This is a genomic window from Mesorhizobium sp. LCM 4577 (assembly GCF_001854795.2).
Classification (GTDB): Bacteria; Pseudomonadota; Alphaproteobacteria; order Rhizobiales; family Rhizobiaceae; genus Mesorhizobium; species Mesorhizobium plurifarium.
Window position 1 is genome coordinate 450,279 of the sequence record NZ_MDDU01000013.1, and the last position, 22,024, is coordinate 472,302.

Here is a 22,024-nt window from a genome sequence, read left to right on the forward strand (position 1 = left end):
GTTCCTACTCCACACCGTGTTTTGACATCACGGCCTGGATGCGGAATGTTACAAGGCGGAAAGCCAACAATGGGAGTAAGTCATGGCAATCTATAAAAGCAATGGTGATCGCGTTCCGGATCACATCCTGAAAATGGCCGAAGACGCCAAGTCAGGTAATGTGGACCGTCGCGAATTTCTGGCTTTGGCCAGCGTTTTCGGCGCATCGACGGCAATGGCCTACGGCATGCTCGGCCTCGCCGATCCGACGCCGGCCAGGGCCGAGGACGTGCAGGGCAAGAAGGGCGGCGTCCTGAAGGTCGCCATGTCCATCAAGGATCCCAAGGATCCGCGCACGGCGGACTGGTCGGAAATCTCCAATGCCGAGCGCCAGGCGCTCGAGCCGCTGGTGAAGTACACGAAGGAATACACCTTCGCGCCCTACCTGCTGGCGAGCTGGGACATCAATGACGACGCCACCGAGTATACGCTGCATGTGCGGCCGGGCGTCGAATGGAACAATGGCGACAAGTTCACCGCCGACGACGTGATCTATAATTTCACCCGCTGGGCCGACAAGGGCGCGGAAGGCAACTCGATGCCTGGCCGTCTTGGCAGCCTCGTCGACGACACGACCAAGAAGCTGCGCGAAGGCTCCGTCGTCAAGGTCGACGACATGACGGTCAAGCTCAAGCTGTCGAAGCCCGACATCGCCATCATCCCGAACCTGTGCGACTATCCAGCGCTGGTGGTGCACAAAACCTTCGATGAGAAGGGCGCCAACTTCAAGAATTGCCCGATCGGCACCGGCCCGTTCGAGCTGGTTTCCTATGATGTCGGCCAGAAGGTGGTCTACAAGCGCCGCACGACCGGCAAGTGGTGGCAGGGCGAGGCCTTCCTCGACGGGGTCGAGTTCATCGACTATGGCACCGATCCGGCCGCGACCGTCTCGGCTTTCGAATCGGGCGAAGTCCACACCAACCACGAAACGACCGCCGACTATATCAAGATCATCGCCGATGTCGGCGCGCCGGTCTCGGAAGTCGTGACGGCGGCCACCGTGGTGTCGCGCTTCAACGTCACCCACAAGCCCTATGACGACCAGAAGGTTCGTCAGGCGATGCTGCTTGCCGTCGACAACGCCACCGTGCTGCAGCTCGGCTACGGCAATGCAGGCACGCCGGCCGAAAACCACCATGTCGCGCCGATCCATCCGGAATATGTCAAGCTGCCCGAGGTCAAGCGCGATATCGCCAAGGCCAAGCAGATGCTGACGGAAGCCGGCGCGATCGATTTCGAGCACGAGCTGATCAGCAACGACGAGGACTACCACAAGAACACCACGGACGCGATCGCGGCGCAGCTGCGCGAAGCCGGCATCAAGGTGAAGCGCACCGTGCTGCCGAGTTCGACCTTCTGGAACGACTGGACGAAGTATCCCTTCTCGGAGACCAACTGGAACATGCGCCCGCTGGGCATCCAGGTGATCGCCATCGCTTACCGCACCGGCGAAGCGTGGAACGAGACGGCCTACGCCAATCCGGACTTCGACAAGAAGGTTAATGAGGCGCTCGGCATCGCCGATGCGGAGAAGCGCAAGGTCGTGATGAAGGACATCGAGCAGATCCTGCAGGATTCCGGCATCATCATCCAGCCTTACTGGCGCAAGCTCTACATCAACATCAAGCCCGAGGTGAAGAACCACTCGATGCACCCCACCTACGAGCACGACTTCGGCAAGGTCTGGCTCGACCAGGCGTGATCCATGGCGCGATGAATACGAGGGGCAGCCGCCCCTCGTATTTGCAGCTTCGTTGTCGTTGCATGACCTGCAGCGGCGGCGGGGCGCCATCCGCATTACGAAACAGGGTTGAACGTATCTGACCCCAACCCGGCCGGCAGGGGGGCACACATGTTCTCATTCATCGCCAGACGCATCGGCACGATACTACTCACGATGCTGTGCCTGACGCTGGTCGTCTTCTTCCTCGTCAATCTCGAGCCCAATCTGAAGAAGCTGGCGATCAGCCAGACCGAGATGCACACGCCCGCCGACCAGCTTGAAAGCTGGCTGGTCAACCATGGCTACCGGCAGAATTTCTTCCTGCGTTACGGCCAGTGGCTGGGCGTCCTGYCGAAGCATCCGATCACCGATCCGGCGACCGGCAAGACCACGCAGCGCTTCTCCTTCTGCAACGACCCGACCGAGCCGCAATTCTCCGGCGTGCTGCAGGGCGATTTCGGCTGCTCGACCAAGTTCAAGACGACGGTCGCGGCGAAGCTCTTCCCGGCGCTCGGCGCCACCGGTTTGCTGATGTTCTGGGTGCTGGCGGTGATGGTGCCGATCTCGCTGCTGATCGGGATTCTGGCCGGCATGCGCGAAGGCTCGCGCACCGACCGCGTGCTGTCGGTCGCCTCGATCGCCTCGACAGCGACGCCCGAATATGTGTCGGGCGTCATCTTCACCGTCATCTTCGCATCCTGGCTCGGCTGGCTGAACGGCTCGGCGGCGTCCRCCAGCCAGGGCATCACGTTCTACAATTTCACGCTGCCGGTGATCACGCTGGCGATCTACGGCATAGGCTATATCGCGCGCATGACACGCGCCTCGATGGTCGAGGTGATGACGCAGCAATATATCCGCACAGCCCGGCTGAAGGGCCTGTCCTTCAGCAGCGTGGTGATCAAGCACGCGCTGCGCAACGCGCTGATCGCGCCCTTCACCGTCATCATGCTGCAGTTCCCGTGGCTGCTCACCGGCGTCGTCATCGTCGAGGTGATGTTCCGCTACCAGGGCTTTGGCTACACGCTGGTCGAAGCCGCCGGCAACAACGACATCGATCTGCTGCTCGGCTGCTCGCTGGTCTCGGTGTTCATCGTACTGATCACCCAGCTCATCTCGGATGTCGGCTACGCGTTTCTCAATCCGCGTATCAGGGTTCAGTAGGGGCAGGGCCGATGCAAACGGAATATATCAGCGCCTTCGATGTCGTTCTCGGCGTGCTCTGGCGGTTCTGGCCGGTCTGGGTGGCGCTCATCCTGGTGATGGGCGTGAGCTTCACCTACAGGCGGAAGCTCGGGCTCTACGGCCAGCTCTTCGACAGCGGCGTCGGCATCGCCGGCGTCTTCATCTGCCTGTTCTGGCTGTTCACGGCGATCTTTGCCTCCACCATCTCGCCCTTCGACCCGCTGGCTCAGGTCTCGGTGATGAAGGATACGCTGCCTGGCGCTATCGAACCGGCGTCGAAACTCGTCTACTATTTCGGCGGCGACAAGCTCGCCCGCGACGTGTTCTCGCGCATGGTCTATGGCAGCCAGATCGTTCTGATCATCGCGCCGGCCGCCACCGGCTTCGCGCTGATGGTGGGCATCACGCTTGGCCTGCCGGCCGGTTACTATGGCGGCAAGATCGACACGCTCTTGTCCTTCCTCGCCAATCTGGTGCTGGCCTTCCCGGTGATCCTGTTGTTCTACCTCCTGGTGACGCCGGGCATCATGGACACGCCGATCCCCTATGCGATGGCGGGATTGTTCTTCCTGTTCCCGATCATCTTCTTCTGCGTCCTGTTCTGGACCCGATACAAGAACCGGCCGGACCGGCTCTATATCCTGCTCGGCATCACGCTGGTCTTGGGCGGCTGGATCTATGCGGGCCTGGTCTTCGACAAGGATCCGCTGCACATCGTCCATATCGATCCCAACCAGCTCAACATCTTCGTGGCGGTGGTGTTCGCCTCCAGCCCCGGCGTGTTCCGCATCGTGCGCGGCCTGACCATGGACATCAAGACGCGCGACTATGTGGCGGCGGCGCAGACGCGCGGTGAATCGCCCTGGTACATCATGCTGTGGGAGATCCTGCCCAATGCGCGGGGCCCGCTGATCGTCGATGCGTGCCTGCGCATCGGCTACACGACGATCCTGCTCGGGACGCTCGGCTATTTCGGCCTGGGCCTGGCGCCGGAAAGCCCCGACTGGGGCACCGCGATCAAGGACGCCAGCCGGCTGTTGCGTTCCTTCATCCACCCAGCGCTGCCGCCGACGATCGCCCTGATGTCATTCGTGCTGGGGCTGAACCTTTTGGCGGACTCGCTGCGCGAACAGTCGATGAAGGATTGATGGTGGCGGTTCAGGCCCTACCTGCTGGAACAATTTAGGATTGGAGCGACCCATGAACGAGGCAGTTCGAAATCCGGCTCAACCCATCATCGAGATCGAGAACCTCTCGATCTCCTTCTTCACCCGCAAGGGCGAGATACCGGCCGTGATGGATTTTTCCTGCACGGTCATGCCCGGCGAGGCGATGGGCATCGTCGGCGAATCCGGCTGCGGCAAGTCGACCGTGTCGCTCGGCATCATGCGCGACCTCTCCAACATCGGAAAGATCGTCGGCGGGCGCATCAAGTTCCAGGGCAGGGACATGGGCGAGATGTCGGACGAAGAGCTGCGCGCCATCCGCGGCAACAAGATCGCCATGATCTACCAGGAGCCGATGGCAAGCCTCAATCCGGCGATGAAGATCGGCCAGCAACTGATGGAAGTGCCGCTGATCCACGACAAGGTATCGAAGGAAGAGGCGTATAATCGCGCGCTGGAGATGGTGCGTGCGGTGAAATTGCCCGATCCCGAGCGCATGATGCGCTCCTATCCGCATCAGTTGTCCGGCGGTCAGCAGCAGCGCATCGTGATCGCCATGGCGCTGTTGTCGAAGCCGGCGCTGCTTCTGCTCGACGAGCCGACCACCGCGCTCGACGTCACCGTCGAGGCCGGCATCGTCGAGCTGGTCAAGGGGCTCGGCGAGAAGTTCGGCACCTCGATGATCTTCGTCTCGCACAATCTCGGCCTCATCCTGGAAACCTGCGACAAGATCACGGTGATGTATTCCGGCGAGGCGGTCGAGACCGGCAAGATCGAGGACGTGTTCGACCGGATGCGCCACCCCTATACGCAAGGGCTGTTCCGCTCGATCCCGCTGCCCGGCGCCGACAAGAATTCGCGGCCGCTGATCTCCATTCCCGGAYAGTTGCCGCTGCCGCATGAGCGGCCGAAGGGCTGCAATTTCGGGCCGCGCTGCCACCATTTCGTCGAGGGCGTCTGCAACGCGGCGGAAATCCYGATGATCCCGGTCGAGGGCCATGAGGGGCATTTCTCGCGCTGCGTGCGCTTCAACGAGATCGACTGGGAGGCGCTGCCGCCCGGCGCCAAGAAGGTCAACGAAAAGGTCGAGCCCGGTGCGCCGGTGCTGAAGATCCAGGACCTCAAGAAATACTACAAGGTCGGCGGCAGCGAGGTGTTCGGCTCCAGCGAAGGCCGCGTCGTCAAGGCCAACGAGACGATCTCGTTCACCGCGCGCGAATCCGAGACGGTGGCGATCGTCGGCGAGTCCGGCTGCGGGAAGTCGACGCTGGCCAAGGTGCTGCTCGGCCTCGAGACCGCCAGCTCCGGCACGGTGACTTTGGCCAACAAGGAAATCCAGTCTACGGGGATCGAGAACCGCGGCGTCGACACGGTCTCGTCGATCCAGATGGTGTTCCAGAATCCGTTCGACACGCTGAATCCCAGCCACAGCGTCGGCTCGCAGATCATCCGCACGCTGGAGAAGTTCAATGTCGGCAAGAATGTCGCCGAGCGGCGCCAGCGCATGCTGGAGCTGCTCGATCTGGTGAAGCTGCCCAGGGCCTTCGAGACGCGCAAGCCGCGCCAGCTTTCGGGGGGCCAGAAGCAGCGCATCGGCGTCGCGCGCGCCTTTGCCGGCGACGCCAAGGTGGTGGTGGCCGACGAGCCGGTCTCGGCGCTCGACGTCTCGGTGCAGGCGGCGGTGACCGAACTCTTGATGGACATCCAGCGCAAGAACAAGACGACGATGCTGTTCATCAGCCACGATCTGTCGGTGGTGCGCTATATCGCCGATCGCGTCGTCGTCATGTATCTGGGCTATATCGTCGAGCAGGGCACGACCGACCAGATCTTCTCGCCGCCTTACCACCCCTACACTGAGGCGCTGCTGTCCGCGATCCCGATCGCCGACACCAGCGTGGTCAAGAAGCACATCGTGCTCGAAGGCGACATCCCGTCGGCGATGAACCCACCGACCGGCTGCCCGTTCCAGACGCGTTGCGGCTACAAGAAGCTGGTGCCGGACAATCTGTGCGAGACCAAGGTGCCGCCGGTGAAGAATCTCGGCGGCGGCCATACGAGCCTGTGCTGGCTTTCGGACGACGTGCTGGCCAAGATGGAGCCGGTCATCAAGTTCGACAAGGAGCACGCCGCGCGTGAGGGCGTTCCGGACGATGCGCCGCATGGCGAGGGGCCGGGCTTTGCCGGCACGCCGCCGCAGCGCCCGGACGGCAAAAACGCCAGTGCGGAAGCTGATGCGACCGGAGAAGGCGTCGAGGAGAACGACGCGGTGCTTAAAGCCCGTCGCCATGAAGTGCGCGACGAGGATTCGGAAACCGGTGTCTCAAGGCCGAAGGACACGACAAGGCGGCATTAACCCCAGAAGGGTGTCAGCTGCCGCATTGCCGTAGCTGCGCGGCGTAGTCGCGGGCCATCTGGTCGGTGGCGCGCGCGTAGCTTTGCACGCCGGCGTCGCCGCGGTTGCCGCGGCCATAGGCTGTCCAGCCGAGATAGTACGCCAGATAGAGATTATAGGTGTCGTTGCGGGCGACACCGAACGTGTCGGCGGTCTTGGAATGGTACCAGCCGACGAAATCGATGGCGTCGGCAAAGCGTGTCCGGCGCGCCGCCCAGTTGCCGGTCTCGCTTTGATATTGCGACCAGGTGCCGTCGAGCGCCTGCGAATAGCCGGTGGCACTCGAGACATGGGTCCACGGGATGAAGCCGAGCAGCTTGGTGCGCGGCGGGCGGGCATTGCTCTTGAAGCCGGATTCCTTACGCACCGTGGCCATCAGCACGGGAACGGGGATGCCGTATTTCCGCTCGGTCCGCTCGGCGGCGGACTGCCAGTTGTCGAACCAGCCGTCATTCTGGTCGAAGACGGCGCAGACATTGTTGATGTGGCTGGGCGCCGTCGCGCAGGCCGAAAGCGCCAGCAGCACGGAAACAGCGACAATTTTACTAAAACTCGACCTACGCATTGGACGACGAATAGGCCGAAATCATAAAAGGAGTCTTGCTCGCTTCCTTAACGCGGACGTGGCGGCATGAAAAATCGAATATCGGTATTACGACCGCCTGTGTCGTAATTCTTTTCTTCGATTTTGAGAAATGCCGCCTTGGCTAAAATCACGCCGGCAAATGGCGAATTCCTGACAGCTCGCATGTGATGCCGGCGCTCTGATGCGCGCATGAGCGAACCAAGACGCAAGCGCGGCGAGCGCACCAGCAACCGGGGACCAGCCGCCATCCCGCAACTGCCACGACGGCGGGTGGAGAATCCCTACCCGCCGATGGYGCTGCTGTCGGCCGACCAGATCGAGGCCATCCACCAGGCATCGATGCATATCCTGGAAAACTTCGGCATCGAGGTGATGAGCCCGCGCGCGCTGTCGCTGTTCGAGCGCGCCGGGGCCAAGGTCGACCACGGCTCGATGAATGTGCGCGTCGATCGCGGCATGGTCGAGGAGGCGCTGAAGTCGACGCGTTCGACCTACATGCTGATGCCTCGAAACCCGAACAACGCCATCCATCTCGGCGATAGCACCATCAACTTCACACTCGTCGCCGGCCCGCCCAATGTGCACGACATGGAACGCGGCCGGCGCGCCGGCAACCTTGACGACTATTCGGACCTCGTGCGGCTGGCGCAGCATTTCAACTGCATCCACATGCTGGGAAACCAGGTCTGCGCGCCGATCGAGCTGCCGGCGAACACAAGGCATATGGACACCTATTTCGCCAATCTGACGCTGACCGACAAATGTTTCCATGTCTCAGCGATCGGGCGGGGGAGGGCGCTCGACGGCATCGAGATGATGGCGATCGCGCGTGGGCTGACGCTGGATCAGATGGCGCAGGACCCCGGCGTCACCACCATCATTTCTGTCAACTCGCCGCGCCGCTTCGACGAGATGATGGCCGAAGGGCTGATGACCATGGCCGAATACGGCCAATCGGTGGCGGTGACGCCATTCACGCTGATGGGCGCGATGAGCCCGGTGACGCTTGCCGGCGCGCTGGCGCAGCAGAACGCCGAAGCGTTGTTCGGCATCGTGCTGACACAGTTGGTTCGCCCCGGCGCGCCGGTGATGTATGGCGCCTTCACCTCCAATGTCGACATGAAGTCGGGCGCGCCGGCCTTCGGCACGCCGGAAAACACCAAGGCCAACATCGCCTCCGGGCAGTTGGCGCGACGCTACAACTTGCCCTACCGCACGACGCCGGGCTCGGCCTCCAACGCCGCCGACGCGCAGGGCGCCTATGAGACGATGATGGCGCTGTGGGGCGCGGTGCTCGGCCATGGCAACCTCGTCTATCATGCCGCCGGCTGGCAGGAGGGCGGGCTGACGGCCTCGTTCGAGAAGCTCATCATCGATGTCGAGCTGATCCAGCACATGATAGAGTTCCTGCGGCCGATCGCGGTCGACGAGGCGGAGCTCGCGGTCGAGGCGCTGGGCGCGGTGCCGACGGGCGGCCACTTCTTCGGCGAGCCGCACACGCTGGAGCGTTATGCCACCGCCTTCTACCAGCCGATGCTTTCCAACTGGCAGAATTACGAGGCCTGGCAGGAGGCTGGCGCGCTCGACACGACGGCGCGCGCGACCAGGCTTTGGAAGAAGGCGCTGGAGGAATATGTCCAGCCGGTTATGGATCCCGCCGTGCGCGAAGCGCTCGAAGCCTATATGGCGCGTCGCAAGGAAGCGATCGGGCAAGGCGAGCCGTGAGGGAACAGCTTCCCATCCTGATTCATTTCAATCTCTCAACTCACTGAACCAACGAGAAAAAGTCCATGAAGTCGCATGCAAAGGTCGTGGTCATCGGCGGCGGTGTCGTCGGAAGCTCGGTGCTGTTCCATCTTGCCCGCCATGGCTGGACCGATGTCGTGCTGCTGGAACGCGATGAGCTGACGTCGGGCTCGACCTGGCATGYGGCCGGCGGCATGCACACCATCAATGGCGATCCCAACGTCGCCAAGCTGCAGAAATACACGATCTCGCTCTACAAGGAGATCGAGGAGCTTTCGGGACAGGCGACCGGCGTGCACCTGACCGGCGGCGTGCTCCTGGCGGCGACCGAGGCGCGGCTCGACTGGCTGCGCGGCGTGGTGTCCAAGGGCCGCTATCTCGGCATCGACCTGGAGGTGATCTCGGCGAAGGAGGCGGCGGAATTGATGCCGCTCATCGATCCCAGCCAATTCGTCGGCGCCGTGCGCAACAAGGAGGACGGCCATCTCGACCCGTCCGGCGTGACGCATGCCTATGCCAAAGCGGCGCGGAAACTCGGCGCCGAGGTCGAGCGCTTCACCAAGGTCGAGGACATCGTGCGCCGGCCCGACGGCTTATGGCGCGTCATCACCAACAAGGGCGATGTCATTGCCGAGCATGTCGTCAATGCCGGCGGGCTCTGGGCGCGCGAGGTCGGCCGCATGGTCGGGCTGGAACTGCCGGTGCTCGCCATGGAGCATATGTACCTGATCACCGAGGACATGCCGGAAGTCGCCGACTGGAACAAGAAGACCGGCACCGAGATCATCCACGCGGTCGACTTCGACGGCGAGCTCTATCTGCGCCAAGAGCGCGGCGGCATGCTGATGGGCACCTATGAAAAGGCGAACAAGGTCTGGTCGGAGTTCAGCACACCTTGGAATTTCGGCCATGAACTGCTGGAGCCGGATATCGACCGCATCGCGCCGTCGCTGGAAGTCGGCTTCCGCCACTTCCCCGCTTTCCAGAAGACCGGCATCAAGCAGATCATCAACGGCCCCTTCACCTTCGCGCCCGACGGCAATCCGCTGGTCGGTCCGGTACGCGGCCTGCCGGGCTTCTGGKTCGCCTGCGGCGTCATGGCCGGCTTCAGCCAGGGCGGCGGCGTCGGCCTTGCGCTCTCCAACTGGATGATCGAGGGCGATCCGGGCGCCGACATCTGGGCGATGGACGTGGCGCGCTACGGCGATTGGGCGACGATGGCCTACACCAATGCCAAGGTGCGCGAGAATTATTCGCGGCGTTTTTCGATCCGCTTCCCGAACGAGGAGCTGCCTGCCGGCCGTCCGCTCAAGACGACGCCTCTCTACGACACGCTTGCCGCCAGGGGCGCGCAATGGGGCGTATCCTATGGGCTCGAAGTGCCGCTCTGGTATGCGCCGGAAGGCGTCACCGACGAGTTTTCCTGGCGGCGTTCGACCGACTTCGATCATGTCGGCAAGGAGGTCGCGACGGTGCGCAACGGCGCCGGCCTGTCGGAGATTTCGAACTTCGCCAAATACAAGGTGACGGGCGAGGGAGCTGCTGGATGGCTCGACCGCATATTCGCCTGCAAGCTGTCCAGGCGTGGCCGCATGACGCTGGCGCCGATGCTGAAGGAGGACGGCAAGCTGATCGGCGATTTCACTTTGGYCAACATCGACGACGCAGAGTGGTTCATCGCCGGCTCCGGCATCGCCGAGCAGTACCACATGCGCTGGTTCGAGGCGCATCTGCCCAAGGATGATGGCTTGGTGCGGATCGAGGCGCTGGGCCAGAAGCTCACCGGCCTTGCGATCGCCGGGCCGAAGGCGAGGGAGGTGCTGGCCAAGGTTACCCGCGCCGACATCTCCAACGCCGCGTTCCCGTTCATGGCGGTTGCGCGAATGGATATCGGCATGGCGCCGTGCCTCGTCGGCCGCGTCAGCTATACCGGCGATCTCGGCTACGAGATCTGGGTGGCGCCGGAATACCAGCGTGCCGCCTATCAGGCGCTGGTCAAAGCCGGCGAGGAATTCGGCATCGGCCTGTTCGGCTCGCGCGCGCTCAACGCGCTGAGGCTCGAAAAGAATTACGGCTCGTGGGCGCGCGAGTACCGGCCGATCTACGGCCCGGTCGAGGCCGGGCTCGACCGTTTCGTCGCCTATGGCAAGGACGCGGATTTCATCGGCAAGCAAGCAGCGCTGGCTGAACGCAGAGAGGGCGGCAAGCTCAGGCTGCGCGCCTTCATCGTCGAGGCCGCTGATGCCGATGTGATCGGTGACGAGGCGATCTGGCACGACGGCGTCGTGCGTGGCTGGGTCACGTCCGGCGGTTATGCGCATAATGCGAAGACGTCGGTCGCCATGGGTTATGTGCCGAAGGAGATCGCCGACAGACCGGACGGTTTCGAAATCGAGATCCTCGGCAAGCGCCACACGGCGCGCATTCAGGCGGCGCCGCTGTTCGACGCCAATTTCGAGCGGATGCGCGGCTAGGGCAATTCCAGGAAAAAGTGCGAAGCGGTTTCCCGTCCGGAATTGCGTAAAAACAAAAAGCTCCCGGGCGCAACCTGGATGCTTCAAGCGCCGCGGCGGTTGTCCAGTGCGAAAGCGCCGGACCCGGCGAAGATCAGGTAGAGGAAGATGAAGCAGAAGGAGATCGCCAAGTCGCCACCGTTGTTGACGGGGAAGAAGCCGCGCGGGAAGTGCGCCATGAAATAGGCGATGGCCATTTCGCCGGCCAGAAGGAACGCGACCGGGCGGGTGAAGAGGCCGAGCGCCAACAGGATGCCGCCGGCGAATTCGAGGATGCCGGCAGCCGTCGTCAGCCCGGTCAGGGCGTGCGGCTCGGCGCTGRCCGGGAAGTTGAACAGCTTCTGCGAGCCATGTTCGATGAACTGCAAGGCAGTCATGATGCGCAACACGCCCAGCGCTTGCGGACGGTACCGGGTGAGGCCTTCGAAAAGCTTCATCTAAAACTCCATTTTAGCCTCCCCGTCCGGCCATAAATTATCGCCCGGCAGTGGACCACTCACTTCCCATGGCTCGCCATCAACAATCGGTGAGTGGAAATGGTTTCATTTTTCCCAGAACCATTCTCGCAATGGTTGCATATCTATCCTTAAAGTTGTATTTGTGGATGGAGGCATCAACCGCACGGATCCGCTTTGCCATGAAAAAAGTCGTCATTGTCAGCCTGTTCGCAATCCTCGCAGGCACCAGCTTCGCCGCAGCCGCAGACGCGGGTTGCGATGCCTTCAAATGGCCGGTCGCGCGCGAGCAAGCCCTGTTTCCGACAGCGCCCGCGGCTCAGTCCGGCGCTACCCTCACGGTCGGGCAAGCGGCGGATTTCTCGCTTGAAGCCGTGGACATGGTCAGCTTCGAAGTGCCGCCAGACCGTGCACCGAAAGCCGGCACGTTCGGCGCGATCGCAAATGTGACCGTGCCGCCTGATGGGGAGCTGCAGCTCAGCCTGTCCGACGAGGCCTGGATCGACGTCGTGCAGGATGGCAAGACCGTGAAATCGTCGGCATTCAGCGGCGCGAGGACCTGCCCGGGAATCCGCAAGAGCGTTCGCTTCAAGCTCGCGGGCGGCGCGGCGATCATCCAGGTCAGCGGTGCGAAAAAGGCCGATCTGAAGCTGGCGGTGCTGACGCCGGAGTGACCCGGCGCCAGCCAGCGGTAGGCGGTCTACCTCACCGGCGCCAGCAAGGCGAAATGCGCGCCCTGCGGGTCCTGGCACTGGATGATCCACTGGCCGCTCGGCACGTCCATCGGACCCATGATGACCTTGCCGCCATTGTCGGTGACGCGCTTGGCGGCGGCGTCGATGGCGTCGACGTTGAAATAGAACTGCCAGACGGGAACCGGGATCTGCGGCGGCTTGTTCATGATGCCGCCGCCGGATTCGGGACCGGCGCCAAAGGTTTTGTAGATACCCATCTCGCCCATGTCGAACTCGCCGGCACTCTCCCAGCCGAATTGGCTGGAATAGAAATCGAAGGCGGCTTTCCAGTCGGTCGTGTAGAGCTCATGCCAGCCGACATGGCCAAGCGTGGTCGCCGGCACCGGCGGCTGTTCAGGCTGATTGGGCTGCAGGAACATGAAGGCCGCGCCTTGCGGATCGGCGACGACGGCGAAGCGGCCGACGCCCGGAATGTCGTCGGGCGCGCGATGGACCGCGCCGCCGGCGTTGTTGAGCGCTTGCGTCGAGGCGTCGGCATCCTTGGTGTAGATGTAGCCCATCCAGGCCGGCGGCATGCCCATCTTCGCAGGTTCTTCCGGCATGGTCATCAAGCCGCCGACGCCGCGCACGGCGGAATTCACGACGATGTAGCGGGGCATGCCGGGCGCCTTGTCGAAGGGCTCGGCTTTCCAGCCGACAACGGCGGTGTAGAAGGCCTCGGCGGCGTCGAGGTCGGTGGTCATCAGTTCGTACCAGAAGAAAGGTTGCGGGGATTTCGGCATGGTCGGTCTCCTCACCGGTTCAGGCAGCGATCGCGGTTCGATCCATCCTAGGACGATCCTGGCGACAGAAATCCGACATGGGCCGAAAATCCTGGACGGCAAGGCGCTGCACTCCCCTGATCTTGCATAGCCGGTGCTTTTCGACTTTGCTGCCGTCAAAGAGGGGGTCGCGTTCTTCCATGCGTCAGATGTCGCTCACGCCCGAGCTTGTCGCTCTTTGCCATCGCGAGGAGATCGATCCCGGTCCGAGCGGGGAGTGGACGCAGCTCAGCGACGACGATTTCCGCGCGCTCGGCGCGCGTCTCGCCGGCGAAGCCGACGCCGGACCGCTTTGGGTGTTCGCCTATGGCTCGCTGATCTGGAAGCCGGCCTTCGAGTCGGTCGAGCAGCAACGCGCCTCGGCGCATGGCTGGCATCGCTCCTTCTGCCTGGATCTCGTGCGCTGGAGGGGCAGCGCCGCGCAGCCCGGACTGATGATGGCGCTCGAACGCGGCGGACGCTGCGACGGCGTGATCTACCGCCTGCCGGACGGTGACAAGGCCGCCCAGATCGAAAGGCTGTTGCGGCGCGAGATCGACGATCACGAGGCCGTTGCCTCCGTCAGGTGGGTTCCGGTGCGTACGGCGCAAGGCCGGCTGCGGGCGCTGGGCTTCTGGGTTGGCGTGACCGGCAGAGGGACGTCTCTCGGGCAGCCGCTGGAGAAGGTCGCTTGGGTGCTGGCACGCGCGTGCGGCCATGTCGGCTCCGGCGCCGAATATCTCTACAACACCGTCAGCCATCTCGAGACCTTCGGCATCCATGACCGCAATCTGTGGCGGCTGCAGGAACTGGTGGCGCACGAGATCCGGTCGATACATCCCGCGAGGTTTGAAAATGCGGAGCCATCCGATGAGGCGGTAATGGCTATAACATGACTATAATTATCATATTTTTATCCAGTCAATACAGTGACTTGGCCGAAAATTGACCAATTGATAAAAAAATAAAACGTGCTAGCCTTCCCCAAAACGACAACAAGGGGAACTGGAATGGCGACTGGTCATTTCATCGAGGGCATTGCCGGCGGCCGGCTGTCTTCCGATCAATATGCCGATAATTTTTCCGACCTGCATCCCCCGCTCGACCACCACGAGGCGCTGGTCGAATCCGATCGCTGCTATTTCTGCTACGACGCGCCGTGCATGAACGCATGCCCGACCTCGATCGACATCCCGCTGTTCATCCGCCAGATCGCGACCGGCAATCCGCTGGGCTCGGCCAAGACGATCTTCGACCAGAACATCCTTGGCGGCATGTGCGCCCGCGTCTGCCCGACCGAGACGCTGTGCGAAGAGGTCTGCGTGCGCGAGGTGGCCGAAGGCAAGCCGGTGCAGATCGGCCGGCTGCAGCGCTACGCCACCGATGTCGCCATGAGCGAGGGCAAGCAGTTCTACAAGCGCGCCGAGCCGACCGGGAAAAGCATTGCCGTGGTCGGCGCCGGACCGGCCGGGCTGGCGGCGGCGCATCGCCTTGCCCGCCACGGCCATGAGGTGACGATCCTCGAGGCGCGGCCCAAGGCCGGCGGCCTTAACGAATATGGCATCGCCGCCTATAAGAGCGTCGACGATTTCGCCCAGGCGGAGGTCGACTATGTCACCGCGATCGGCGGCATCGACATCCAGAACGGCAAGGCGCTCGGCCGCGATTTCCAGCTGGCGGACCTGATGCGGAATTACGATGCGGTGTTTCTCGGGCTCGGGCTGGGAGGCGTCAATGCGCTGCGCGCCGAGGGCGAGGACGCGGACGGTGTCGCCAATGCGGTGGAGTTCATCTCGGAACTGCGCCAGGCAAGCGATCTCTCCAGCCTGCCGGTCGGCCGGCGCGTCGTCGTCATCGGCGGCGGGATGACGGCGATCGACGCCGCGGTGCAATCGAAGCTGCTCGGCGCCGAGGAGGTGACGATCTGCTACCGGCGCGGCCAGGAGCATATGAACGCTTCCGGCTTCGAGCAGGATCTGGCCGCCGCCAACGGCGTCACCATCCGCCACTGGTTGCAGCCCAAGCGCGTCATTGCCGAGAACGGCAAGGTCTCCGGGATCGAGCTCGAATACACCGCGATGAGCGGCGATAAGCTTGTCGGCACCGGCGAAAGGCTCACGCTCGTCGCCGACCAGGTGTTCAAGGCGATCGGCCAGAGTTTTGTGCCGGCGCATCTCAACGGCAGCAGCGAGCAGATTGAGCTGGAGGGCGGCCGCATCAAGGTCGATGCGGAAGGGCGCACCTCGCTGGCCAAGGTCTGGGCCGGCGGCGATTGCATCTTCGGCGGCGACGATTTGACCGTCTCGGCGGTGGCGCAGGGCCGAGACGCGGCCGAGAGCATCCACCGGGCACTGACCTCTAACGGGAGGGCATGAGCATGGCAGACATCCGCAACAATTTCATCGGCATCAAGTCGCCCAATCCGTTCTGGCTGGCTTCCGCGCCACCGACGGACAAGGCCTATAATGTCGAGCGCGCCTTCAAGGCGGGCTGGGGCGGCGTCGTGTGGAAGACGCTCGGCGAAGAAGGCCCGCCGGTCGTCAATGTCAACGGTCCGCGCTACGGCGCGATTTGGGGCGCCGACCGCCGCCTGCTGGGCTTGAACAACATCGAGCTGATCACCGATCGCGACCTGCAGACCAATCTGCGCGAGATGAAGCAGGTCAAGATGAATTGGCCGGACCGGGCGCTGGTCGCCTCGATCATGGTGCCTTGCGTCGAGGAAAGCTGGAAGGCGATCCTGCCGCTGGTCGAGGAGACCGGCGCCGACGGCATCGAGCTCAATTTCGGCTGCCCGCACGGCATGAGCGAGCGCGGCATGGGCTCGGCTGTCGGCCAGGTGCCGGAATATATCGAAATGGTGGTGCGCTGGTGCAAGCAGTATACGCGCATGCCCGTCATCACCAAGCTGACGCCCAACATCACCGACATCCGCAAGCCCGCAAGGGCAGCGCGCGCAGGTGGAACAGATGCCGTGTCGCTGATCAACACGATCAACTCGATCACCGGCGTCGATCTCGACAGTTTCGCACCACAGCCGACCATCGACGGCAAGGGCTCGCATGGTGGCTATTGCGGCCCGGCGGTGAAGCCGATCGCCATGAACATGGTGGCCGAGATCGCCCGCGATCCGGAAACGTACGGCCTGCCGATCTCGGGCATCGGCGGCATCACCACCTGGCGCGACGCGGCCGAATTCATGGCGCTCGGCGCCGGCAACGTGCAGGTCTGCACGGCGGCGATGACCTACGGCTTCAAGATCGTGCAGGAGATGATTGCGGGCCTGGAGAACTGGATGGACGAGAAAGGCCATGCGTCGCTCTCCGACATCATCGGCCGCGCCACGCCCAAYGTCACCGACTGGCAGTATCTCAACCTCAACTATGTCGCCAAGGCGCATATCGACCAGGACGCCTGCATCAAATGCGGCCGCTGCCACATCGCCTGCGAAGACACCTCGCACCAGGCGATCACCAGCATGGTCAATGGGGCCAGGTATTTCGAGGTGATCGAGGCCGAATGCGTCGGCTGCAACCTCTGCGTCAATGTCTGCCCGGTCGAAGGCTGCATCACCATGGAGCCGCTGGCTGCCGGCGTCGTGGACCAGCGCACCGGCAAGCCGGTGTCGCCGATCTACGCCAACTGGACGACGCATCCGAACAATCCGATGGCCAAGGTGGCTGCGGAATAAGCTCGGGTTCCTCGCCCCACGACAGTGGGGAGAGGTGGCCCGGCGAAGCCGGGACGGAGAGGGGCCTTCGCGGCGGCTGGACACGCCGCGGCCCTTGATTGCTTTTTTCCCTGCGCCTCGTCCTTGACCGGTTTTGACTTCGCAGAGGGTATCCCCCTCTCCGTCCCGGCTTCGCCGGGCCACTTCTCCCCCGCTTTGCGGGGTGCGAGGAACCCAGGTTCTGCGAGGCGTCGTTCTCTTGCCATTGCGAATTGGCGGGCAATTTTCTCTTTTCTTATTGCAGATAAAAAATATCCACGATAAGAGATATCCATGAATTGGAGATCGGCACAATGAAACTGGGCGATGGCGTCGAAGCGGCCATCCACTGCGCGGCGACGCTGGCCAGCGTCGACGGCAACAGCACCATGCCGGGCGCGGCGCTTGCGGAGTGTTTCGGGCTATCGCCGAGCTATCTGTTGAAGCATCTCAACCAGCTCACGGCGGCGCGCATCCTGGAATCGGTGCCGGGGCCGGCGGGCGGCTACCGGCTGGCGCGGCCCGCCGAACGCATCACGCTGCTCGATATCGTGCTGGCCGTCGAAGGCAGGGAACCTGCGTTCCGTTGCGGCGAAATTCGCCAGCGCGGTCCGGTCAAGATCGACGCGTCGGCCTACGTCAAACCCTGCGGCATCAATGTCGCGATGCTCAAGGCCGAGCGCGCCTACCGGGCGGCGCTCGCCGAAGTGAAGCTGTCCGACATCGTGGCGGAGTATGCGGCTGAAGGCGATCCGCGGTCCTATGCCGCGAGCTGCGCCTTCGTCGAGCGTCACCAGCGGCCGCAGAAATCCGCTTCACCGAAGCAGCCTTGAACCCTAACCCACCCAAAACCCGGAAGGAAAGACGATGAAACAGAGATTACAGTTCTTTGCTAAAGCGCCCGAGATCATGAAGGCGGTGTCGGCGCTCAACAAGGCGGTGGACGAGTGCGGGCTGGAAGCGAGCCTGCTGCATCTGATCAAGCTCAGGGCCTCCCAGATCAACGGCTGCTCATATTGCGTCGAAATGCACAGCCGTGAGGCAAGACGCGACGGCGAGACCGAAACGCGGCTCTATCTGGTCGCCGCCTGGAAGGAATCGCCGCTGTTTTCCGAGCGCGAGCGCGCCGCACTTGCCTGGACCGAAGCGGTGACGCTGATCGCCGACAATGGCGTGTCGGACGAGCTCTACGCCCGCACGCTCGAACATTTCTCGGAGGAGGAACTGGTCAAGCTCTCGGTCGCGCTCGGCATGATCAACACCTGGAACCGGCTCTGCGTTCCCTTCCACGCCATCCATCCGATGCCGGCCGCCAAGGCGGCATGATCCGTAGGGCGCGCGGATGGAAATCCGCGCGCCTCCTCTCATTTTAGGCCGCGAACCTCAAACCGCCGTCGCAGGTCAGCACCTGGCCGGTCATGAAGCTGTTGGAGACCAGGAAGGCGATTGCCTCGGCGACATCCTCGGCACGGCCGATGCGGCCGACCGGGGTCTTGCCGGCATAGTCGGCGAACACCGCCTGCCGCTGATCGTCCGGCAAAAAGTCCCACCAGGGCGTGTCGATGACGCCGGGCGCCACGACGTTGACGCGCAGCGGCTTCAGCTCGACTGCCAGGATCGGCGCGACGGTCAAAAGCATGCCGTTGATGGCGCCGATGCCGGCGACGCCGGGCGCCGCGATCTGCGCCGAGACGGCCGAGATGAAGGTGACCGATCCGGCCTTGTTCAAGGTCGGCAAGGCCGCCTGCAGGCAGGACAATTGCGGCCGGATCTTCTCGTCGACGCCGCTGCCGATGTCGGCGAGGTTGAGCGTCGCGAACGGTCCCAATCCTTTGCCGCCGCTCGCGGCGAGAACCAGGTGATCGAACGGCCCGAGGTCTTTGAAAAACCGCTGCACCTCATCTGGATTGCCGGCATCGAACGCAGCCTTGTCGGCTGAGCCGCCCAGGCTCTTCCACGCTGTCTTGAGTTTTTCCTCGTTGCGGCCGGTGATCGTGACTTTCATGGCGGGGCTGACCAGCTTTTTGGCCGTCGCGAAGCCGATGCCGGATGAGCCGCCTATGATGACGCAATGTTCGATGGTCTCGCTCATGGGTGCTGTTCCTTGGATGTTGCAAAAGATTGTCCGGTCAATTCGAGGCTCAGCGCCCGCAGCCGGTGGCGGGCCTTTTCGTCATAGGCCTGGGCGTCGGCGCGCGATTCCCGCTGSCCGTCGAAATAAAGACCGCTGCGCCCGTCGAGCGCCGGCGATGCGGCGAGGTTGAAAATGGCGTCGGCGCCGGTTTCGACTGAGCTCCATGGCGTGACGCCCGCCTGCCGGACCATCGTGGTGTCCATGTAGCTTGCTGGATGCAAGGCATTGACGGTGATGCCGGTGCCGTCGAGTTGCTGAGCCAGATCGATGGTGAACAGGATCTGCGCCAGCTTGCTCTGGCAGTAGGCGCGCACGCCGCTATAGCCATGCGTCAGCATGACGTCGTCGAAATCGATCGCCTGCTGGCCGGCCGACGCGACATTGACGATGCGCGCCGGCGCGCTTGCCTTGATGAGCGGCAGCAGTTCCGACGTCAGCAGGAAGCCGGCGAGATAGTTGACGGCGAAGCGCAGCTCATAGCCGTCGGCGCTGACCTGCCGCTTGGCGCCCTGGCCGCCGGTGCCGACGCCGGCATTGTTGATCAGGATGTCGAGCCGGTCCGTCCTTGCGCGCACCGCTTCGGCGAGGCGGCGCACTTCGGCAAGCGAAGCGAGGTCGGCGGCGAGGAATTCCGCCTTGCCGCCCTTAGCCTCGATCGCGGCGACCGTCGCCTTGCCGCGGCCTGCGTCGCGGCCATGCACCAGCACGCGGGCGCGGGCGGCGCCGAGCCTTTCGGCGACCACGCGGCCGACGCCGTCGGTCGAGCCGGTGATCAGAATTGTCTTGTCCTTGAGTTCCATGTCCAGAGCCTCCTTGCGCTGCTCTGAACGCAAAGATGGGACATGGCGCGCATCTCAAACAGTTCAAACTTTATCCTGGTATCAGTACTGCTATAATAGGCGAATGGATGCCATCGCCCATTCCCCCGAAGATCACCGCCGGCGCGAGCTTGGCGCCTTCCTGCGTTCTCGCCGTGAGAGGCTATCGCCCTCGGATACCGGCATTGCCGCCGGCCAGCGGCGGCGCACGCCCGGGCTGCGGCGCGAGGAAGTGGCGATGATCGCCGGCGTCGGCGCGACCTGGTACACCTGGCTGGAGCAGGGCAGGGATGTGCGGCCTTCGGTCGAGGTGCTGACCGCGCTCTGCCAGGCATTGCGGCTCGACGGCGCCGAGCAGCGGCATCTGTTCACGCTCGCCGGCCGCCAGCAGCCGGAGCGGCGGCGCATCGTGCAGACAAAGGTCGAAGGACCCTTGCTGCACATGCTGCAGAGCCTGGTGCTGCAGCCCGCCTATGTCGTTGGCCCTCGCTGGGACGTGCTGGCATGGAATGACGCGGCGGTCGCCATTTTCGGCGACTATGGGCTTCTGGAAGGCGATGCCCGCAACATCATCCACGGCGTGTTCACCGATCCGCACCGGCGGCGCCTTCTGGTGGACTGGGAGCAACTGGCGCGCGCGACCCTTGCCGCGTTCCGCGCCGAGAGCGCGAAATACACCGGCGATCCGGATTTTGAGCGGTTGATCACGCTGATGATGCGCTCGAGCCCCGAGTTCCGCGAGTGGTGGCCGCAACGCGACGTCGTGCACCGGCTTTCCGGCCTGAAGCACCTGCGCCATCCGATCGCCGGCGCGATGACGTTCGAGCATATGAGCCTGTCGATCGACGACGGCTCGGATATGCGATTGATCGTCTACACGCCGCTTGCCGAGCAGAACTCGGTTGCGAAGTTGCGGAAGCTGCTGGAGGCACAGACGGCCGAGCGGCGCAGCGCCTGACGTCGATTGGCGGCAGGAGGCGCCGTCCGAGAAAGCAGCGTCAGCCCCTCAGCTTCGTCATCCACGGGCGCAGCGGGAGCGAAGCGGACGCGGAGACCCGAGGATCCATTCCGTTACCTCGGGCGTGGGGGTGCCGCAGGGCAGAATTTGCACCGTAGTGGCGCATTGAAGTCACGGAATGGATCCTCGGGTCTGCGCTGCGTCGCTACGCTCCTTGCTCCGCCCGTGGATGACGAGATGATGGGCGCCTCGGCTAATCTCCGAGGTCAGTACGACCAGACGACGGACAAGCTGGCCCCACGTTCGGTCCACCCGCTAGCATCTCGTCGACGCTAACCCTTCGGCTTCAGCCCATCCAGAAACAGCTGCTCCAGAAACCGCGCCGCGTCCTCGAAGCGCCCGTCGCCGCCGCGGTCGGCGCCGAGCACGGCGCGAACCTGGACGTCGAAATCGGCATAATGCTGCGTCGTCGCCCAGATCGAGAAGATCAGGTGCCAGGGATCGGTGCGGACGATCTTGCCGGCGCGCATCCAGCCCTTGATGACGGCGGCCTTCTCGTCGACCAGGGTCTTCAACTCGCCCTCCAGCATCGGCTTGATGCGCGGCGCGCCCTGCAGGATCTCGTTGGCGAAAAGCCGGCTTTCGCGCGGGAAGTCGCGCGCCATCTCCAGCTTCCTGCGGATATAGCTTCTGAGCTCCGTCAGCGGGTCGCCGATGTCGTCCAGCTCACGCAATGGCGCCAGCCAGGTGTCGAGCAGGCGCTGCATCAATGTCTCGTGAATGTCTTCCTTGCGGCGGAAGTAATAGAGAAGGTTCGGCTTCGACATGCCGGCGGCTTCGGCGATCTGATCGATGGTCGAGCCGCGAAAGCCGTTGGCGGAGAAGACTTCGAGCGCGGCTTCGAGGATCAGCTCGCGCTTTTCCTGCTGGATGCGGGTGCGGCGGGGAGCGGAGCCTTCCATCGTGGCCGTCATCCTTRCAATCCGTCGCGCCGACCGTCTGGACCAATTGTCTGGACCAGTTTTTCCTTGGGCTGTGGAGCGCGCTTTTTATGCGGCATTTCCGCTAGTAATCCCCTGACCGCCGACAGGCGGTGCTAACG

19 protein-coding genes are annotated in these 22,024 nt (G+C 63.5%); 13 read left to right on the forward strand and 6 right to left on the reverse strand.

Going from position 1 to position 22,024, the window contains the following annotated elements; translation table 11 throughout:
* Window positions 1–82: 82 nt before the first annotated feature.
* From LCM4577_RS17350 to LCM4577_RS17365, 4 genes are all read left to right on the forward strand, one after another.
* Window positions 83–1,741, forward strand: a complete 1,659-nt coding sequence (locus tag LCM4577_RS17350) for an ABC transporter substrate-binding protein (RefSeq protein ID WP_071072444.1) — start codon at window positions 83–85, stop codon at window positions 1,739–1,741.
* Window positions 1,742–1,891: 150 nt separating this feature from the next.
* On the forward strand, window positions 1,892–2,926 hold the full coding sequence (locus LCM4577_RS17355) for an ABC transporter permease (RefSeq protein WP_071072446.1): 1,035 nt from the start codon (window positions 1,892–1,894) through the stop codon (window positions 2,924–2,926).
* Between the two features lie 11 nt (window positions 2,927–2,937).
* Window positions 2,938–4,095 (forward strand): ABC transporter permease, encoded by a 1,158-nt coding sequence (locus tag LCM4577_RS17360; RefSeq protein ID WP_071072448.1) that lies wholly within the window; start codon window positions 2,938–2,940, stop codon window positions 4,093–4,095.
* Window positions 4,096–4,147: 52 nt separating this feature from the next.
* Window positions 4,148–6,469: an ABC transporter ATP-binding protein gene (locus LCM4577_RS17365; RefSeq protein WP_071072450.1), complete on the forward strand. Its 2,322-nt coding sequence runs from the start codon at window positions 4,148–4,150 to the stop codon at window positions 6,467–6,469.
* A 13-nt stretch (window positions 6,470–6,482) separates the two neighbouring features.
* Here the strand turns inward: LCM4577_RS17365 and LCM4577_RS17370 are convergent, their stop codons facing one another.
* Entirely contained in the window at window positions 6,483–7,073 is a 591-nt protein-coding gene (locus tag LCM4577_RS17370) for a membrane protein (protein WP_040984164.1), read from the reverse strand.
* 210 nt (window positions 7,074–7,283) lie between these two features.
* On the opposite strand from LCM4577_RS17370, the gene LCM4577_RS17375 reads away from it, so the two are divergent.
* The gene (locus tag LCM4577_RS17375) at window positions 7,284–8,819 is read left to right on the forward strand and encodes a trimethylamine methyltransferase family protein (protein WP_071072452.1); all 1,536 of its coding nucleotides are present in this window, start codon (window positions 7,284–7,286) and stop codon (window positions 8,817–8,819) included.
* Between the two features lie 65 nt (window positions 8,820–8,884).
* Window positions 8,885–11,314, forward strand: a complete 2,430-nt coding sequence (locus LCM4577_RS17380; protein WP_071072454.1) for an FAD-dependent oxidoreductase — start codon at window positions 8,885–8,887, stop codon at window positions 11,312–11,314.
* 83 nt (window positions 11,315–11,397) lie between these two features.
* Here LCM4577_RS17380 and LCM4577_RS17385 read toward each other — a convergent pair whose 3' ends face one another.
* Window positions 11,398–11,790: a DoxX family protein gene (locus tag LCM4577_RS17385; protein WP_071072456.1), complete on the reverse strand. Its 393-nt coding sequence runs from the start codon at window positions 11,788–11,790 to the stop codon at window positions 11,398–11,400.
* Between the two features lie 200 nt (window positions 11,791–11,990).
* Here LCM4577_RS17385 and LCM4577_RS17390 point away from each other — a divergent pair, with 200 nt between their 5' ends.
* Window positions 11,991–12,482: a hypothetical protein gene (locus tag LCM4577_RS17390; RefSeq protein ID WP_071072458.1), complete on the forward strand. Its 492-nt coding sequence runs from the start codon at window positions 11,991–11,993 to the stop codon at window positions 12,480–12,482.
* A 26-nt stretch (window positions 12,483–12,508) separates the two neighbouring features.
* Here the strand turns inward: LCM4577_RS17390 and LCM4577_RS17395 are convergent, their stop codons facing one another.
* On the reverse strand, window positions 12,509–13,285 hold the full coding sequence (locus LCM4577_RS17395; protein ID WP_071032113.1) for a VOC family protein: 777 nt from the start codon (window positions 13,283–13,285) through the stop codon (window positions 12,509–12,511).
* 179 nt (window positions 13,286–13,464) lie between these two features.
* Here LCM4577_RS17395 and LCM4577_RS17400 point away from each other — a divergent pair, with 179 nt between their 5' ends.
* From LCM4577_RS17400 to LCM4577_RS17420, 5 genes are all read left to right on the forward strand, one after another.
* The gene (locus LCM4577_RS17400; RefSeq protein ID WP_071072459.1) at window positions 13,465–14,199 is read left to right on the forward strand and encodes a gamma-glutamylcyclotransferase; all 735 of its coding nucleotides are present in this window, start codon (window positions 13,465–13,467) and stop codon (window positions 14,197–14,199) included.
* Window positions 14,200–14,313: 114 nt separating this feature from the next.
* Window positions 14,314–15,678, forward strand: a complete 1,365-nt coding sequence (locus LCM4577_RS17405; RefSeq protein ID WP_040984178.1) for an NAD(P)-dependent oxidoreductase — start codon at window positions 14,314–14,316, stop codon at window positions 15,676–15,678.
* Window positions 15,679–15,680: 2 nt separating this feature from the next.
* Complete coding sequence (preA, locus tag LCM4577_RS17410) at window positions 15,681–16,994, forward strand: NAD-dependent dihydropyrimidine dehydrogenase subunit PreA (protein WP_071072462.1); 1,314 nt, start codon at window positions 15,681–15,683, stop codon at window positions 16,992–16,994.
* Window positions 16,995–17,326: 332 nt separating this feature from the next.
* On the forward strand, window positions 17,327–17,845 hold the full coding sequence (locus LCM4577_RS17415; RefSeq protein WP_071032136.1) for an Rrf2 family transcriptional regulator: 519 nt from the start codon (window positions 17,327–17,329) through the stop codon (window positions 17,843–17,845).
* Window positions 17,846–17,879: 34 nt separating this feature from the next.
* Window positions 17,880–18,338 (forward strand): carboxymuconolactone decarboxylase family protein, encoded by a 459-nt coding sequence (locus tag LCM4577_RS17420; RefSeq protein ID WP_071032109.1) that lies wholly within the window; start codon window positions 17,880–17,882, stop codon window positions 18,336–18,338.
* 43 nt (window positions 18,339–18,381) lie between these two features.
* On the opposite strand, the gene LCM4577_RS17425 is transcribed toward LCM4577_RS17420, so the two are convergent.
* Window positions 18,382–19,104, reverse strand: a complete 723-nt coding sequence (locus tag LCM4577_RS17425; RefSeq protein WP_071072463.1) for an SDR family oxidoreductase — start codon at window positions 19,102–19,104, stop codon at window positions 18,382–18,384.
* On the reverse strand, window positions 19,101–19,946 hold the full coding sequence (locus LCM4577_RS17430; protein ID WP_071072465.1) for an SDR family oxidoreductase: 846 nt from the start codon (window positions 19,944–19,946) through the stop codon (window positions 19,101–19,103). The genes LCM4577_RS17425 and LCM4577_RS17430 overlap by 4 nt, the downstream gene beginning before the upstream one ends.
* A gap of 103 nt (window positions 19,947–20,049) precedes the next feature.
* Between LCM4577_RS17430 and LCM4577_RS17435 the strand changes: the two genes are divergently transcribed.
* Window positions 20,050–20,922 (forward strand): helix-turn-helix transcriptional regulator, encoded by an 873-nt coding sequence (locus LCM4577_RS17435; protein WP_071072466.1) that lies wholly within the window; start codon window positions 20,050–20,052, stop codon window positions 20,920–20,922.
* 332 nt (window positions 20,923–21,254) lie between these two features.
* Here the strand turns inward: LCM4577_RS17435 and LCM4577_RS17440 are convergent, their stop codons facing one another.
* On the reverse strand, window positions 21,255–21,884 hold the full coding sequence (locus LCM4577_RS17440; RefSeq protein ID WP_041012267.1) for a TetR family transcriptional regulator C-terminal domain-containing protein: 630 nt from the start codon (window positions 21,882–21,884) through the stop codon (window positions 21,255–21,257).
* Window positions 21,885–22,024: the final 140 nt, after the last annotated feature.

Excerpts from the sequence above, each read along its gene's own strand:
- LCM4577_RS17440 (WP_041012267.1), bottom strand. The coding sequence starts at position 21,884 with ATGGAAGGCTCCGCTCCCCGCCGCACCCGCATCCAGCAGGAAAAGCGC.
- LCM4577_RS17390 (WP_071072458.1), top strand. The coding sequence starts at position 11,991 with ATGAAAAAAGTCGTCATTGTCAGCCTGTTCGCAATCCTCGCAGGCACC.
- LCM4577_RS17405 (WP_040984178.1), top strand. The coding sequence starts at position 14,314 with ATGGCGACTGGTCATTTCATCGAGGGCATTGCCGGCGGCCGGCTGTCT.
- LCM4577_RS17400 (WP_071072459.1), top strand. The coding sequence starts at position 13,465 with ATGCGTCAGATGTCGCTCACGCCCGAGCTTGTCGCTCTTTGCCATCGC.
- LCM4577_RS17370 (WP_040984164.1), bottom strand. The coding sequence starts at position 7,073 with ATGCGTAGGTCGAGTTTTAGTAAAATTGTCGCTGTTTCCGTGCTGCTG.
- LCM4577_RS17350 (WP_071072444.1), top strand. The coding sequence starts at position 83 with ATGGCAATCTATAAAAGCAATGGTGATCGCGTTCCGGATCACATCCTG.
- LCM4577_RS17420 (WP_071032109.1), top strand. The coding sequence starts at position 17,880 with ATGAAACAGAGATTACAGTTCTTTGCTAAAGCGCCCGAGATCATGAAG.
- LCM4577_RS17415 (WP_071032136.1), top strand. The coding sequence starts at position 17,327 with ATGAAACTGGGCGATGGCGTCGAAGCGGCCATCCACTGCGCGGCGACG.
- LCM4577_RS17425 (WP_071072463.1), bottom strand. The coding sequence starts at position 19,104 with ATGAGCGAGACCATCGAACATTGCGTCATCATAGGCGGCTCATCCGGC.
- LCM4577_RS17360 (WP_071072448.1), top strand. The coding sequence starts at position 2,938 with ATGCAAACGGAATATATCAGCGCCTTCGATGTCGTTCTCGGCGTGCTC.
- LCM4577_RS17395 (WP_071032113.1), bottom strand. The coding sequence starts at position 13,285 with ATGCCGAAATCCCCGCAACCTTTCTTCTGGTACGAACTGATGACCACC.
- LCM4577_RS17435 (WP_071072466.1), top strand. The coding sequence starts at position 20,050 with ATGGATGCCATCGCCCATTCCCCCGAAGATCACCGCCGGCGCGAGCTT.